Below are 14911 nucleotides of genomic sequence, written 5' to 3'. Positions count from 1 at the left end.
AGGATAACTCCTTGTTTGTATTTTGACCAAGTGTTCTTTTGTGGCATAGTCAATTGTCTATTTGCTAGTCAACCATTTTTTAATTTTCTGTTTAGACATTTGCCAATTTTCATGTATAAATGTGCACAACCATTACAGAGAAAAGGGGAAGACATGGGATTCACCGACAACGTGCGCCAGGCGCTCCTCGACAGGATCGGACCGGGCAAACGCTACCCCAACAACAAGCGGATGGCGGACGAACTCGGGGTCGACCCGTCGCAGCTCAACCGCTTTCTCAAACGCGAACGCGGCCTGAACAGCGACTCACTCGGGCACATTCTTGACCGCGTGGGTGTGACTCTGACATTTTGCGACGACCCCTCCGACGCCACCCGCGAGGTCTGCTTCAGGCCGCCCGACACAGGGAAGGCAGGACCGGGCGCGCCCGGACCCAAGGCGGACGACTTCCTGGCCGTGCCCCTGACGCCGCCCGCGGTTGCGGCCACGGCGGGTCTCGTGCCGGAGGAGAGCGTGGAAGGGTGGGTCCTGGTCTGGCGGCACCAGGACTCCCTCCGTTTCCGATCCAATCTGGTGGCCGTGGAAATCCTGCCCGGGGAGCTGTCCATGGCCCCGACCCTGCACCCCGGCGACGTGGCCCTGGTGGACCGCGACGACCGCGACCCCCGCCCGGCAGGCAGGATCATGCTCGTCCGGGAACCTCACGAGCGGGGGAAGGCGACCATCCGCCGCGTCAGCACCAGAAGGCTGGACGACGACGTAGAGCTCATTTACTACTCGGACGACAGCCGCGAACACCCGCCCGCCACCTACAGGCTGGGACGCGACTTCGGCGGGGACATCTCCCGCGCCATCGGCGGCAGCGTCGTCTGGGCGTGGAGCGACATGACCCGAAAATAGTCATTTACCGACACAAGGAGGCCAGATGTTGGACCATCGACACATGGCGGTAGCCTGCGGGCTTGTCCCTCTCCTGCTTATCGCCGTGGCCCTGACCGGAACGGCGGCGGCATGGGCTGCGGACGGCCCGGACGCAGCCTCGAAAGGCTGGGAGCTGGCCGAAATGCTCGGCAGCCGGGACGCGTCGGAACGGTCCACGGGGCTGGCGGTCCTGCGCGAGCGGGGCCAGGAGTCCCTGCCCGGCCTGCTCGCGGCCATGAAAGCCCCCTCCGCCGACGTGCGGCGCGGAGCGATGATGGGGCTGGCGCTTCAGCCTGCGCCCGGGCTGGCCCTGGATACTCTTCTCAAGGCCCTGGGCGACCCGGACCCCACAGTGCGTTCCCTGGCCGCCCATGCCCTTTCCCGCCTAGGGTCCCTGGCCGCGCAGGACGTGGCCGGACTGTTGTCCGACCCGGCCCATGACGTCCGCGTGGCCGCAGCCCTGTGCCTGACCCGCATGGGGCCTGACGCCGTCCCGGCCCTGGCCGCGATGATGCGTCGTGACGATCCTCCGGTTCAGGCCAGAGCGGCCTGGCTCCTCGGCGGCATGGGCAGCGACGCCCTGCCCGCGGCCCCGGCCCTGATCCACGCGCTCGACACCGGCGACCCGCGCCTCATGCATGTCATCGCCGAAACCCTGGACCTCATCGGCCCGGACGCGGGCACGGTCCTCCGGGAGATGGCCTTGATCTCCGCCAGGGGAAACAGGCCGTTCTCCCGCATCGGCGCGGCGGCGGCCCCGACCCTGGTCAAACTTCTTGCCAGGCCGGGCACGCCCATGGGGCAAATGGCTCTGTTCTCCCTGGCCCGCATGGGGAAACAGGCCGAACCGGCCCTGCGAGCCACACTGTCCACCGGCACCGAAGGGCAGCGCGCCGCTGCGGCCCTGCTCCTGACCGGCATCGACCCGAACCTGGCAAGCACCCTGCCCGAGGACCTCCGCAGGACCCTGGGCGGCGTCATTCACCTGAACTGATACGGAGGCACCATGCCTGAACTTATCTACGCGCTCATCTGCTCGGACCTGATTATCGACAAGGATTCGAGCTCCACATCGTTCATCCGCACCATTGAACACGCTGTTGTGCCGGAATTCCCGGCCACACTGCCGCCCATCTTCTTCGCCAGCCTGTGGGATTTGGAAGAAGCGGGGGACACCCCGTTCACCGTCTCCCTGGCCCTGGTCTCGCCCGGCGGCAAGGAACTGACGCTGGGAATGCAGGAAGTCACTCCCACCGGGACCATGTTGCACAAGATGAACTTCCATCTGCCCGGACTCAAGGTGGAAGGCGAGGGCAAGCACCTCCTGACGGTGTCCGTCAAGGACGGCGAAGGATGGCAGACCCGGGCTAAGCTTCCCCTTTTCGTCTTCAAGAGCACCGACCAGTAATAGAGCGGCAAACAATGTAAAAGGCCGCAACATGCATAAATTTTCTATGCATGTTGCGGCCTTTTTGCATTAACTTATACAGTATTTTTATTTTAACATGCACACAACAACTGCAATACTTATTGAAAAGCAAGCAACGACTTTTCAAAAGCAAAATCTTAAATTTTATTTAACTAATTTTTCAAAGTAAAATAGGACATTACATAGTAAATTTGTTAGATTTTACTGGACATTTGAGACCCACACCCATACTGTTGCATCGTTCTTCCTATAAATATCGATTAACAACTCAGGCCCTATATACAGGGTCGGATGCTTCAGGGGGGCAACATGAGTCTGGCAATGTTCATACGGGCCGAGCGGCGTGACGCGCTGCCCACGGCCGACGAATTCCGGGCGGCCGGGTTCGCCGTATCCACCGCACTGTGTACGGGCAAAAAAACGGACGGAGCGAAAAGGGCCGACGACGCGGGGCCGCTTCGGGTCGCGAGCCCACCGGACCGGGCCGGGCCGCCGCGCCTTCCCGTTCCCGAACGACAAAGACCCTGACGCCGTCGGCGCCAGGGTCTTTGCTTGCTCCCCCAGTCGGCAGGAGCCTACAGGATGTCAGAATATCCCTGAATGGCCTCGTCCACCGAGGCGTTCTCGTGAACGATTCGGTTGAGGACCTCGACCAGGCGGGTGGGATCGCGGTGCTGAAAGACGTTTCTGCCCACGGAAAGGCCGGAACCGCCCGCGTCCAGGGAGGTGCGGACCATGTCCAGAAAATCGCGGGTGGAATCCAACTTGGCCCCTCCCGCGATGACCACGGGCACGCCGGCGCACTCGACGACGCGGGCGAAGCTTTCGGCGTCCCCGGTGTAGTTGACCTTGACCACGTCCGCGCCCAGCTCCGAGCCCACGCGGGCGCAGTGGGCCACCACGTCGGCATCGAACTCATTCCGAACTTTCGGGCCGCGCGCGTAAATCATGGCCAGCAGCGGCATTCCCCATTCCTCGGCCGAGGCCGACACGCGGCCCAGGTCAGTGAGCATCTGCCCCTCGGTCTCGTCGCCCAGGTTGACATGCACGCTGACGCCGTCAGCACCCAGGCGGATAGCCTCCTCCACCGTGGTCACCAGCCGCTTCACATTGGGGTACGGCGACAGGCAGGTGCCGCCGGAGAGATGAACGATGCAGCCGAAATCATGGCCCTGCATCCGGTGTCCGAGCTTTACCTGGCCCTTGTGCACCAGCCCGGCGTTGGCGCCCCCGGCCACCAGATTGGTGACGGTATCACGCATTTTCTCCAACCCGGCGATGGGCCCCACAGTCACGCCGTGGTCCATGGGCACGATGATGGTCCGCATGGTGTTGCGGTTGAAAATTCTCTCCAGACGAATGGCCTTTCCAATCTGCATGAATTACCTCGCTCCTGGCGTTTTTTGTCGGTTCGGTATCTGGCTCACATAATACAGTACGGATGAAGAGGAAAGCGGAATTCCTGTAACGGGGGAGCCTTGGGCCCGGCCGCTTTTTATGCGGAGTTGTTGACGAATGCCCCGCCAGAAACTATCCTAATATACCGTGCCGTTTCCCTGTGAACCGTCATGAAAGATCCGATTTCCTTCCAAAGGGGACGCAGATGACCGACGAGAAGACATACGAATCCGTCTTCGTGGCCCGACAGCCCATATTCGACGCCCAGAACGAAACCTGGGGCTACATGATGCTCTTCCGCGACAGCGCGGACGCCGACCACGCCGAATTTACCGACAATTCCGAAGCGACCATGCGCCTGGTGGCCAATCTGCCCCTGTGCGACACGCCCGAGAACTGCCAGACGCGCTTCCTGGTCCACTTCACCCCCGAAGCCGTCATGCGGGGCATCCCCCACGCCATCCCCTGGAACAACACCGTCATCATCCTCGAAGAGTCCGAGACCCCGGACGAGGCCCTGATCGTCGCGCTCGGGGACCTGATGCTCGACGGCTACGGCCTGGCGGTCAACAATTTCGAAGGCAAGCCCGGCTGCGAACGGCTGGCCGAGCTGGCCGACACCCTGATAATCGATGTGGAAGGCAAAAGCCTGGCGGAGCTTGAGGCCATCGTTGCCCGGGGCAAGAAATCCGGCGCCACCCGCATGATCGCCAAAAAGGTGGAGAATTCCCTGGAGCTCGAAAAGGTCAAGAACGCGGGCTTCCATTTCTTCCACGGATTTTTCTTCAAGCGGCCCGAAATAGAGTCCGGCCGCAAGATCAGCTCGGCCGAAGCCACCCGGCTCAAGCTGTTCGAGATCATCGAGAAGGACGAGCCGAACTTCGACGCCCTGGCCCCGGCCATCGAGGCGGACGTGGCCATCAGCTACCGGCTGCTCAACTTCCTCAATTCCGCCAACTTCAGCTTCGCCACCAAGGTCACGTCCATCAAGCAGGCCGTTGTCCTGACGGGCTGGAAGCCCATACGCAACTGGCTCAGGCTGATAATCCTGACCGACCTGACCCCTTCGGAGAAGACCCTGGAGCTGGCCTACATCTCCGCCCACCGGGCCAAGCTCTTCGAGACAGCCGCCCTGGGCAGCGGATACGAAGAGGACTCGGACACCCTGTTCATCGTCGGCCTGTTCTCCCTGCTCGACGCCATGCTCGACACGGCCATGAAGGAGATCACCAGCCACCTGCCGGTGGACGACGAGGTCAAGGCCACCCTGTGCGGCCGAAAGACCCGCTATACCCCATGGCTCGACCTGGCCAAGGCCATCGAGGCCTCGGACTGGGACGAGGTGGGCACGCGCGCATCGGCCCTGAACCTCCTGCCCGGCACCGTGGCGGTCAGCTACCAGCACGCCTTCACCTGGGCCGACGCCTTCTTCTCCTCCAAGCCCGGCGCGAACTAGCCCCGGACCATGACCCTTTCCCGGCGCGAGTTCCTTGCCTTCCTGGGCGGAACCGCGCTGCTCGCGTCCGGTGTCCAGGCGGCGTCTCCGCCGCGCGGGCCCTTCGCCCTCGCCGGAACCGTTTATCCGGGCAGAGGCAAGCCCCTGCCCGGCCATGCCGTGCTCGTCCGGGACGGGCGCATTGAAGGCGTCGTCCCCGCCGGAACCGTAACCGACCGCCCGTTTTTTGCGCCGGAAAACGGCTCCATCCTGCCGGGCGTCATCAACGCCCACTGCCACACCCTGCATTCCGCCCGGGAACGAAAGGAACGCTGGCTCCTCAACGGCGTGACCTCCATCGGCGACGCCGCCTCGCCGCTCCCGGCCCTGGACGCGCTGCTCCATTCGCCGCCCGGCGTCACGGCCACGGCCTCGGCCTGCGGCCCCATGCTTTGCCCACCCGGCGGCTACCCCCTGCCCGTGCACAGCCCGGAGCACGGTTTGACCGCAGCCTCTCGGAAACAGGGCGCGGACGCCGTAAAGCGGCTGGCGGATCAGGGCGTCTCCTGCATCAAGATCGCCTTTGAACCCGGCGTCCTTCCCAAGCCGTGGCCCCTGTTCGACCCGGCCACCGCCGCAGCCATCTGCGGGGCGGCACGCAGGCTCGGCCTGGGCGTTCGCTGCCATGTGGAGGATTTTTCCGGCCTGGGTCCGGCCTTGGACGCGGGCGTATCGGTTGTCGAGCATGTGCCGCACCGCTGGAACGACCGTGGACGCATCCGGCCCGTGCTCGCTCCAGACGGCGCGCCCGTTCCGTGCTACCTGAGCCTGCTCGAACGCATGGTTCGGGATGGCGTGGCGCTGACCCCGACCCTGGACGTGTTCACCCGCACCCCATGGAACGGCCCGGTCCTGTTCGCGCCCGTCCGCGCCTTCCACTCCATGGGCGGACGAATCGCGCTGGGCAATGACTTTCCCTACCGGCGGACCGAGGCGGGAATGCCCGTGCGCGAAATGCGCCTGCTCGCCCGGGCGGGGCTCGACGACGCGGCCGTGTTGGAGGCGGCCACGACCACGGCGGCCGAGGTGTGCGGCTTCACGGATCGCGGTCTCATTGCCCCCGGCATGGCCGCCGACCTGCTCGTGGTGCGTGGCGAGCCCGGTCCGGACACGCTCGAAGCCCCCCTGCACATCATCAAGGACGGGGTGTTCATTCGCTGACGTATACGGAAATCAGAGGCGGCGGGTCGATTCGGCCCGCAGAGGAGTCCGGCCCGCCAAGGCCTGGTCGATGCGCGCCAGGGCCTCGGCCTTGCCGGAGGGCAGCCGAACCTTGAGGGGCAGGTAATTGGAGGCGTGGTTGGCCAGGAACAGCCCGCGCGTCAAATCGGTCCCGGCAAGCATCGCACGCAATTCCAACAGGATGCCGCGCGCGTCCGGGAGTTCGAATTCGCCATGCTCGGCGCGCTCATAGAGCGGAGTGCCGGGCACGAGCATGAGGCTGAGAGCACCCACCTGGTCCGGGTCCATGCGCGTCAGGGCGCGGGCCGTCTCCTCGGCGTGGATTTCGGAACGTTCCGTCCCGCCCAGCCCGTTGATGACCGTGACGTTGAGCTTGAATCCGGCCGCCCCGGCCCGCCGTCCCTGCTCCACGATAAAGGCCGCGTCGCCGTTCTTGCCCATGGCCCGGAGGGTCTCGTCGTCGCCGGACTCCAGCCCCATATAGACGATGCCCAGGCCAAGGCCCCGCAATTCCTCAAGCTCCGCGTCGCTCTTGCGCTTCAGACTCTTGGCGTTGGCATAGGTGCCCACCCGCGTGACCCACGGCAGATGCTCGCGAATAAGCGAAAGGATCTCGGTCAGGCGCGCCTGGGGCAGAATCATGGCGTCCCCGTCGCAGAGAAACACCCTTCGCTGGTCGACACAGCGCCGGGCGGCGTAGAGGATATCGCCGAGCACGGTCTCACGCGGTTTGATGGCGAACCGCTTGCCCTGATACGCTCCGCAAAAGGCGCAACGGCCATGCGAACATCCCAGGGTGACCTGAAGCAGGATGGACCCGGCCTCGCTCGGCGGTCGAATTATCATACCCTGGTGATCCATGCGCGCCCTCCTTCAGGCCGATCAACGATACGGAAACCCCGGGAAATGGCAAGCGCGGGGAGAACAGGGAATTAATAACGGCCTGAGGAGGTTTCCCGTTGACCAGTCAGGCACGGTTTCTTACTACTTATAAAAGAGAAAATTTATTCACGCCCGAAACAATATGCCATTCAAGAAGAACCCCGCACGCCCCACCTCCTACGTCGCTCTGGACGAAACATCCAAGGCCCTGATGGATTCCTCGGTGGAGTCCGCCTTCGTCATGGATGTAAGCGGATACGTGCTGGCGGCCAACGACGCCGCGGCCCGGCTCTTCGACCTCAAGCCCGGCCAGACGCTGCAACGCTCCAACATATATGATCTCCTGCCTGCCGATGCCGCGGACTCGCGCCGGGCAAAGATCGAGGAGGCCATCCGCAACGCGCGGTCCGTGCGCTTCGAAGAGGAGATCGGCGGACGTTCCCTGGTCCACTCCATCGTGCCCGTGGCCAATCCCTGGGGCGAGGTCAACCGGCTGGCCGTGCACACTCTCGACCTGACCAAGCTGCGCCGCTCGGATGAAGACCTCCGACGCGAACAACAGCGGCAGATTTTCTTCATGGAATCCCTGCCCGGCATCGTCTATCACCTCTATCCAGACCAGACCATCCGCTACGCCAACCGCTACTTCCGAAGGTATTTCGGCAGCCCGAAAAACCGGCAGTGCCGCGAAGCCCTGAACTGCTCCGGCGAAGACTGCGGCATGTGTCCGCCCATGCAGGCCATGAACACCGACCGGGCCATGGAGTGGGACTGGACCGACGACAAGGGGCGGACCTTCCACCTGCAATGCAGCCCCATGACCGATTCCGCAGGCGAACGGATGATAATGGTGCTCGGCATCGACATCACCGCGAGGCAGCACGCGGAAGACGCGCTCAAAAGGGCCAGGGACAAACTGGAGGACCGCGTCCGGCAACGCACCCTGGAACTGGAAAAGGCCAACATGGAGTTGACCAGCAAATCCCAACGGCTCGTCGCGGCCATGGAAAAGGCGGACGCGGCCACACGCGCCAAGTCCTCGTTCTTGGCCAATATGAGTCACGAAATCCGCACCCCGCTCAACGCCGTCCTGGGCATGTCCGAACTGGCCCTGTCCATTGACGACAAGGAGCGCAAGGACCGCTACCTCCACCGGGTCATGGAGGCGGGCAGCTCGCTCCTGTCCGTCATCAACGATATCCTCGACTTCTCCAAGATCGAGGCGTCCAAGCTCAGCCTGGAGAGCATCGAATTCGCCCTGCGTCCTACCTTGGAAGCCGCCCTGGACCTGCACCTCATCGCGGCCGAGGAAAAGGGCCTCGAACTCGTGGCCAACGTCGCCGACGACGTGCCCGAGGCCCTGGTCGGGGACCCGTCCCGCCTGCGCCAGGTGCTCAACAACCTGGTGGCCAACGCCATCAAATTCACCGAAACCGGAAGCGTGACCGTGAACGTCCGGCCCATCTCTCCCGCCGGAATCCTCACCCCGGGCGATCCCATCACCCTTGAATTTTCCGTGGCCGACACCGGGGTCGGCATTCCTGAAGACAAGCGGAAGGATATCTTCCAGTCCTTCCTCCAGGCCGACGACTCCATCACCCGCAAATACGGCGGCACGGGCCTGGGCCTGGCCATCTGCCAACTGCTGGTGGAGCTGATGGGCGGCGAGCTTTCCCTGCAAAGCGAAGAGGGGCGGGGCAGCACCTTCTCCTTCACCTCGGACCTCAAGGTGGGCGATCCCGCCGCCGTGGAACGGGAACGCCTGGAAGCCGAAGTCCCGGCCCCGAGCATTCCGCCCATGGCCGTCCTGCTGGCCGACGACAACCCGCTCAACCGGGAACTGGCCGGAACACTCCTCACCGAGCAGGGGCACCGCGTCCTGGCCGTGAACAACGGCATCGAAGCCCTCAACGCCCTGCGGGAGTCCCCTTTCGACCTGGTGCTCATGGATATCCAAATGCCCATCATGGACGGTATTTCGGCCACCCGGGCCATCCGCGACCCGAACTCCGGGGCTCTCGACCCGAACATCCCCATCGTGGCCCTGACAGCCCATGCCCTCAAGGGCGACCGTGAACGGTTCCTCGAAGCGGGCATGAACGACTACATCGGCAAGCCCATCAAAATGCGGGATTTCTACAACACCATAGCCAGAGCCATAAACGGCCGGCCCGCGGCTATCCCCACCCTGAATGAGGAGCGCGGACAAAACGCTCCGGCCAAGCCCTTCGACCGGGCCAGCGCCCTGGAAATGCTCGGCGGCAAACGGGACCTCCTCGCCCGCATGGACGAGATATTCCTGCGCGACGTTCCCGGAGATCTCGACGAACTCGTTGAGCGGTTCCATACCGGTGACTGGACAAACGCCAAGCGGCTGGCTCACTCCATCAAGGGCGCGGCCCGCACGGTGGGCGCGCGCAGGCTCGGGGCCATTGCCGAACAAATGGAATACCTCTGCCGCCAGAAGGATTCGTCCTCCGCTGAAAAGGAATTGAAAATTCTTGAATCCGACGTCCGGTCCGCGCTAAACTACATCGCAAGTGTTCAGGAGCAGGCAGCGAATCCTCTCCCTGAAAGATAAAGGAGCAAACCATGAAAACCATTCTCGTCGTCGACGATGCGCCCATGATTCGGGAACTGCTCAAATCCGTTCTCGAAGCCGAAGGCTTTAACGTGATCGAAGCAGCGGACGGCGAAGAGGCCATCCATATCTGTCGCGAAAACCCCATAGACCTTTCCATCATCGACATCTTCCTGCCGAAAAAAGGCGGCCTCCAGGTCATGGGCGAACTCATCAAGGCCGACAGCTCGCACAAGTTCATCGCCATCTCCGGCGGCGAAGCCTTCAACCCCGAAGCCATCGTCGAACTCGCCAAGGTCTATGACGTGCTCGACACCTTCACCAAACCCATCGACACCCGCCGCCTCGTCGAAGTCGTCCGCAACGCCCTGGACGGTTAACACCGAGGGAACCGACCGACTTTCCAACCGACCGAAGACTGAAAGAAGGGGAGAGGGAAGACCTTGTTCAAGGCGTCCCTCTCCCCTTCTTACTGTCCGTCACATCCTTTCCTCCCTGCCCGTCCGCTTCGCGCCAGGGCTTCGCGGAACGAAAAACGCCTGCGCGAGGCGCACACAGGGCACGCGAGGACGCCCGCCGACAACGCCGCAGGGCGGCGGATCGGATAGCCTGTTCTTCTTCAGGGAACAAAAGGGATGATTCCCCCCCAAAAAAGCATTCCCGGGGGGATAAGTCCTCCCCGCAGGAGGAGGGCGAAGACGGTTACACCAAATCGACGGTCACGCCTTCGGCGACGTAGAAAAGCAGCGCGTACTTGCGCTGGATGAGCTCAACGACCTCTTCCACGGATTTGTCGCCGAGGTCGGCTATGGAGACGTAGGCGTTGCGGGAGCCGGTCCGGCCGGGGTCCACGGCGGTGAACACGCTGGTAAAGACGATGCCCTCGGAACGCAGGTCGCAGAGCAGGTCGGCCAGGGAGCCTTCGGAGCCCTCCATGCGGATGCCGAACTGCACGCCGCCCCGGGCCGATCCGGCCGAGGCGCAGAGGAACCGAAGCACGTCGAGCTGGGTGATGATGCCCATGAGGCGTCCGTCGTCAACAACGGGCAGGCCGCCGACCTTGTGCTTGACCAGGATGCCGGCCACCTCGTTCATGGCCGCATCCGACGGCACGGAGACCGGGTCCAGGGTCATGATGTCCCCGGCGGTAAGGGTGTACAAGCCGCCGCCGCTTTCAACCACGGCGTCGCCGGGGATGAACTTGGACGGCATGGCGTCACGGATATCCCGGTCGGAAACAATGCCCACCAGGCTGCCCGCGCTGTCGATGACCGGAAACTGTCGAATGTTCTTTTCCCGCAGTATCTCGGCCGCGTCCAGCACCGAGGAATTCACTCCCAGGGCGATGACGTTGACCGTCATCCAGTCTCTGACCAGCATCGGCTACCTCCTGTACAGCGATTTCCAGAATGGAAACAGTGAACTATACCTACCTCGCAAGTCCGTAAATTGCAACGAATTACAGCCGGGCGGCCTCGGCCGCCACGGCCCGGACCAGGGCGTCGAAAAGGGGCAGAAGCTCCTTGGCCCCTTCCCTGACCGCGCCCATCTCGCCTGAATAGCAATATCTTTCCAACAAACGAGATAGGTTGACCACCTCCATGGCCAGCACATGGCTGGCTATGTTGGTGATGGAATGCAGGGCCTCGGCCGAAACCTGAGCGTCCATGGCTTCGATCCCCCGCTCAAACTCCGCGCGTTTGGTCTCGGCCTCGATAAGAAAGAGGTCCAGGATATCCTTGAACAGCTTCATGTCGCCGTGAAACCGTTTTCTCAGGCCGTCCACGTCGAGAGCGACCCCGCCCGTCTCAAGCTCCGGGAGCGTCGACGGCGCAGCGCGGCGGGCTTCCCCGTCCGCGGGTGCCCTGTCGGCCAGGCACCGGGCAATGGTATCGGAAAGCTCGTGCATATCCACGGGTTTGCTGACATAGCCGTTCATGCCCGCTTCGAGCATCCGTTCCCGGTCGCCCTTCATGGCGTAGGCGGTCAGGGCGATAATGGGGATATCGCGGTCGAACAACATGCCATCGGACTCCCGAATGGCCCGGGTGGCCTCCAGCCCGCTCATCTCGGGCATCTGGACGTCCATAAGGACCACATCGAAAGTCCGGCCCCCGCTCCGAAGATGATTCAGGACCTCGGCTCCGTTTTCCGCCGTGCTCACGGAATGGCCGAACAGGGTCAGGAAATGACGCAGATACTTCCGGTTGATGATGTTGTCGTCGGCGAGCAGGACATTCAAATGCAGGCTTTTCGAAGGGAGAGGGGCCGCCGGTTCCGCCACGGCTTCCGGTCCTCCGGCCAGGCCGAACCAGGCCGTGAAGGTGAAGACGCTGCCCTGTCCCTCGACGGACGAAACGCCGATCTCGCCGCCCATCATCTCCACCAGTTGGCGGGATATGGTCAGGCCGAGGCCGGTGCCCTGATGCCTCTTGCGCCGGGAACCGTCCGCCTGGGTAAAGCTGTCGAAGATCGCGTCGAGCTTGTCTTCGGGGATGCCGATCCCGGTATCGCGGACCGTAAACCGCAGGCAGACGCGCCCGGCCTCGCGGCGCAGGACGTCCACGGTCAGCTCCACCAGCCCGCGCGGAGTGAACTTGAGGGCGTTGCCTATGAGGTTCCACAGGACCTGGCCCAGCCGGTCGGGGTCGCCGTTGAGCCGGGCGGGCACGTCCTCGGCCACGGAATGGCGGAAGGCCAGCCCATTGCGCTCGGCCTGGGGACCGAAAGAACGCACGCAGGTTTCCAGGGTAGTGCGGAGGGTGAAGTCCTCTGGCTTGAGCTCCATCCTGCCCGCCTCGATCTTGGAGATGTCCAGGATGTCGTTGATGATGTTCAGCAGGGAATTGCCCGCGTCGCGGATCATGTCCATATGCTCCCGCTGCTCCCCGGTCAGGCCGGTGGTGAGCATCATCTCGGTCATGCCGAGGACGCCGCTGATGGGGGTGCGGATCTCGTGGCTCATGTTGGCAAGGAACATGGACTTGGCCATGCTCGCCTCGCGAGCGACCCGGGACGCCTCTTCGGCGGCCCTGTTCGCCTCCATGATCTCGCGGCTCATTTCCCCATGGTGAATGGCCGAGCCGAACAGGTTGGCCGCCAGCATCATGGACTCGATCTCCACGGGCAGCCAATCCCGCTCGCTGCGGTGTTCGCTCAGCCCCATGACGCCCCACAGGGAGTCCCCGGCGAAGACCGGCACGATCATGACCGACTTGGCTCCGGTGGCCCCGAAGGCCTCACGGTCCTGCCTGCGGAAATGCCTGACATGTCCGGCGATTACCTTTCGTTTGAGCATGGCCCCCCGCCAGGCGCAGTAGTCGGGCATGATGGGCAGGTCCAGTTTGCCGGATTCGCCGTGAAGGGGCTTAAGCCAGTCCGCGCCCCACTCGCTGTGCAGGATCGGATCGTCCCCGCCGTCCCTTTCGCACTTTTCCAGCAGATAGATGCGGGTCACATCCGCGACCTTGCCGAGCTTGGCCAGGGCCTCGGCCACCCCTTCGTTCCACTCCGCGTCGCGCAGGAAACGGCTGGCGAAATTGGCCAGGACCTGGAGAACGGCGTCCCGCTTGAAGAGAAATTCCTCGAAATCCTTTTGCAGGGACACGTCGCGGGCCATGCCCCATATCCGGGCCACATCCCCGTCAGGCCCCAACTCCACCTCGCGATTGACGCCGCAGATGGCGGGTCTTGCCCTCGGGGTCCACCACCCGGTACTCGAAGTCCAGGGGCCACCCCTGATCGAAGGTGGCTTCCACCGCCCGGTCGAAGACCTCCAAATCCTCGGGGTGAACATGCTCTCGCAGACCGGAAAGACGACGCCCCGGCTCCGTGTCCCGGCCGAAGATGCGGCGCAGTCCATCGGAACAGCGGATATCGCCGCCCGCTTCCATGGTCCATCTGCCGAAAACGCCGGTTCGCTCCATCCAGTCGGACTGCGACCGCTCGGACGCCAGCTCCGCCTCAAGGGCCACCAAATCCTTCAGGTGGCGAAGGCTGCGGGCCAGACAGCCGCGGGTATCCGGCCCTTGCACGAAGCAATCGAAGGCACCCTTGGCCAGGGCCTCTTGCTCGCCACCCGGGCCAGAAAGCAGAACGACGGCCTGCCGCCCGTACTCCCTGCGGACGCGCTCGACGGCGCGAGGCCAGGACTCGTCGTCCGGGCCGGGCACGAGCATGACGAGGTCCGCGTCGTCCTTCTCCAGGCGGACCACCCCTCGCGACACCGATTCCAGACGCGCCACGGTGCATTCATGGCCATCGTGGAGCAGGCCAAGGTCCCGCAGGTCCGCGTCCTTGCCCGCCAATATCAGAATTTTCAAGCAACGCCTCCGCTATACGTCACGAATCCCGGACAGTTTCCGCCGCCTACCACTGTCCTTACGCCAAAAAGCGGACGCGGGACAAGTCCATACCGCACTCAATGCCGAACAGTCTCAATGTTGAGTGCAACCGTCTGAAAAGACAGTCCTTCCATTTTGACTCCCCCTTGCTTTCTGACCAAACGGGGTTTACACATTGTAAAAGCCCCCCCTCAACGGGATGTTCCCGAACGAAAAGAGAAGGTGAAATCATGAATTTTCTGCCCGACAACGACATCCTGACCCTGCTTTCCGGGGCGACCCTGGCGGTCAAGCTGGTCATGCTCTTCCTGGGCTGCATGTCCCTGTGGAGCTGGACCATCATCTTCTTCAAGTTCTTCAGCATCGGCACTGCCCGCAAGCGGGTCATCAGCGGCTACGACGCGTTCATGGCCGCAGGCGACCTGTCCAAGGGCATCAAGCAGTTGGGCGACAAGAGCGATTCCCCCCTGGCCCGGGTTTCCTCGCTGGCCGTGAAGGAATTCCGCCAGCTCGAAAAGGCGGACGTCAACCGGGAGCGCAGACGCCTTCTGGTCAAGGACACCCTCCGGCGCGTGCTCAAGCAGGGCATTTCCAAGGAAATGCGCGTGCTGACCCGCAACCTGCCGTTCCTGGCCACCTGCGCCAACGCGGCCCCGTTCATCGGCCTGTTCGGCACGGTC

General features: G+C 63.4%; 14 protein-coding genes. 9 read left to right on the top strand and 5 right to left on the bottom strand.

The features are described from left to right. Positions 1–153: 153 nt before the first annotated feature. From PSN43_RS14665 to PSN43_RS14650, 4 genes are all read left to right on the top strand, one after another. The gene (locus PSN43_RS14665; protein ID WP_272701483.1) at positions 154–900 is read left to right on the top strand and encodes a S24 family peptidase; all 747 of its coding nucleotides are present in this window, start codon (positions 154–156) and stop codon (positions 898–900) included. A 25-nt stretch (positions 901–925) separates the two neighbouring features. Continuing rightward, positions 926–1915, top strand: a complete 990-nt coding sequence (locus PSN43_RS14660) for a HEAT repeat domain-containing protein (protein WP_272701482.1) — start codon at positions 926–928, stop codon at positions 1913–1915. Between the two features lie 12 nt (positions 1916–1927). After that, on the top strand, positions 1928–2329 hold the full coding sequence (locus PSN43_RS14655; RefSeq protein WP_272701481.1) for a hypothetical protein: 402 nt from the start codon (positions 1928–1930) through the stop codon (positions 2327–2329). 330 nt (positions 2330–2659) lie between these two features. Continuing rightward, positions 2660–2878 carry a hypothetical protein gene (locus tag PSN43_RS14650; RefSeq protein WP_272701480.1) on the top strand — a complete coding sequence of 73 codons (219 nt, stop codon included), beginning with the start codon at positions 2660–2662 and terminating at the stop codon, positions 2876–2878. 47 nt (positions 2879–2925) lie between these two features. Here the strand turns inward: PSN43_RS14650 and PSN43_RS14645 are convergent, their stop codons facing one another. Beyond that, entirely contained in the window at positions 2926–3729 is an 804-nt protein-coding gene (locus PSN43_RS14645; RefSeq protein ID WP_272701479.1) for a 2-amino-3,7-dideoxy-D-threo-hept-6-ulosonate synthase, read from the bottom strand. Between the two features lie 224 nt (positions 3730–3953). Between PSN43_RS14645 and PSN43_RS14640 the strand changes: the two genes are divergently transcribed. Both PSN43_RS14640 and PSN43_RS14635 read left to right on the top strand, forming a co-directional pair. Next, positions 3954–5204 carry an EAL and HDOD domain-containing protein gene (locus tag PSN43_RS14640; RefSeq protein WP_272701478.1) on the top strand — a complete coding sequence of 417 codons (1251 nt, stop codon included), beginning with the start codon at positions 3954–3956 and terminating at the stop codon, positions 5202–5204. Positions 5205–5213: 9 nt separating this feature from the next. Continuing rightward, positions 5214–6404 (top strand): amidohydrolase family protein, encoded by a 1191-nt coding sequence (locus PSN43_RS14635; RefSeq protein ID WP_272701477.1) that lies wholly within the window; start codon positions 5214–5216, stop codon positions 6402–6404. Between the two features lie 12 nt (positions 6405–6416). Here PSN43_RS14635 and PSN43_RS14630 read toward each other — a convergent pair whose 3' ends face one another. Next, positions 6417–7286 (bottom strand): radical SAM protein, encoded by an 870-nt coding sequence (locus tag PSN43_RS14630; RefSeq protein ID WP_272701476.1) that lies wholly within the window; start codon positions 7284–7286, stop codon positions 6417–6419. A gap of 163 nt (positions 7287–7449) precedes the next feature. Between PSN43_RS14630 and PSN43_RS14625 the strand changes: the two genes are divergently transcribed. Further along, positions 7450–9888 (top strand): ATP-binding protein, encoded by a 2439-nt coding sequence (locus tag PSN43_RS14625; RefSeq protein ID WP_272701475.1) that lies wholly within the window; start codon positions 7450–7452, stop codon positions 9886–9888. Between the two features lie 11 nt (positions 9889–9899). Next, positions 9900–10268: a response regulator gene (locus tag PSN43_RS14620; RefSeq protein WP_272701474.1), complete on the top strand. Its 369-nt coding sequence runs from the start codon at positions 9900–9902 to the stop codon at positions 10266–10268. 322 nt (positions 10269–10590) lie between these two features. On the opposite strand, the gene PSN43_RS14615 is transcribed toward PSN43_RS14620, so the two are convergent. From PSN43_RS14615 to PSN43_RS14605, 3 genes are all read right to left on the bottom strand, one after another. After that, positions 10591–11268, bottom strand: a complete 678-nt coding sequence (locus PSN43_RS14615; RefSeq protein WP_272701473.1) for a CBS domain-containing protein — start codon at positions 11266–11268, stop codon at positions 10591–10593. A gap of 79 nt (positions 11269–11347) precedes the next feature. Next, a complete protein-coding gene (locus PSN43_RS14610; RefSeq protein ID WP_272701472.1) occupies positions 11348–13507 on the bottom strand; it encodes an ATP-binding protein in 2160 nt (719 codons plus the stop codon). 25 nt (positions 13508–13532) lie between these two features. Beyond that, positions 13533–14210 (bottom strand): PAS domain-containing protein, encoded by a 678-nt coding sequence (locus PSN43_RS14605; protein WP_272701471.1) that lies wholly within the window; start codon positions 14208–14210, stop codon positions 13533–13535. A 251-nt stretch (positions 14211–14461) separates the two neighbouring features. On the opposite strand from PSN43_RS14605, the gene PSN43_RS14600 reads away from it, so the two are divergent. Then, positions 14462–14911: MotA/TolQ/ExbB proton channel family protein (locus PSN43_RS14600; protein ID WP_272701360.1), on the top strand; the 450-nt coding region annotated here is incomplete at its 3' end.

The organism is Desulfovibrio sp. Fe33 (genome assembly GCF_028532725.1).
GTDB lineage: Bacteria > Desulfobacterota > Desulfovibrionia > Desulfovibrionales > Desulfovibrionaceae > Pseudodesulfovibrio.
The sequence above is the reverse complement of the archived record's forward strand: the minus strand, read 5'-3'. Positions and strand labels throughout refer to the sequence as shown.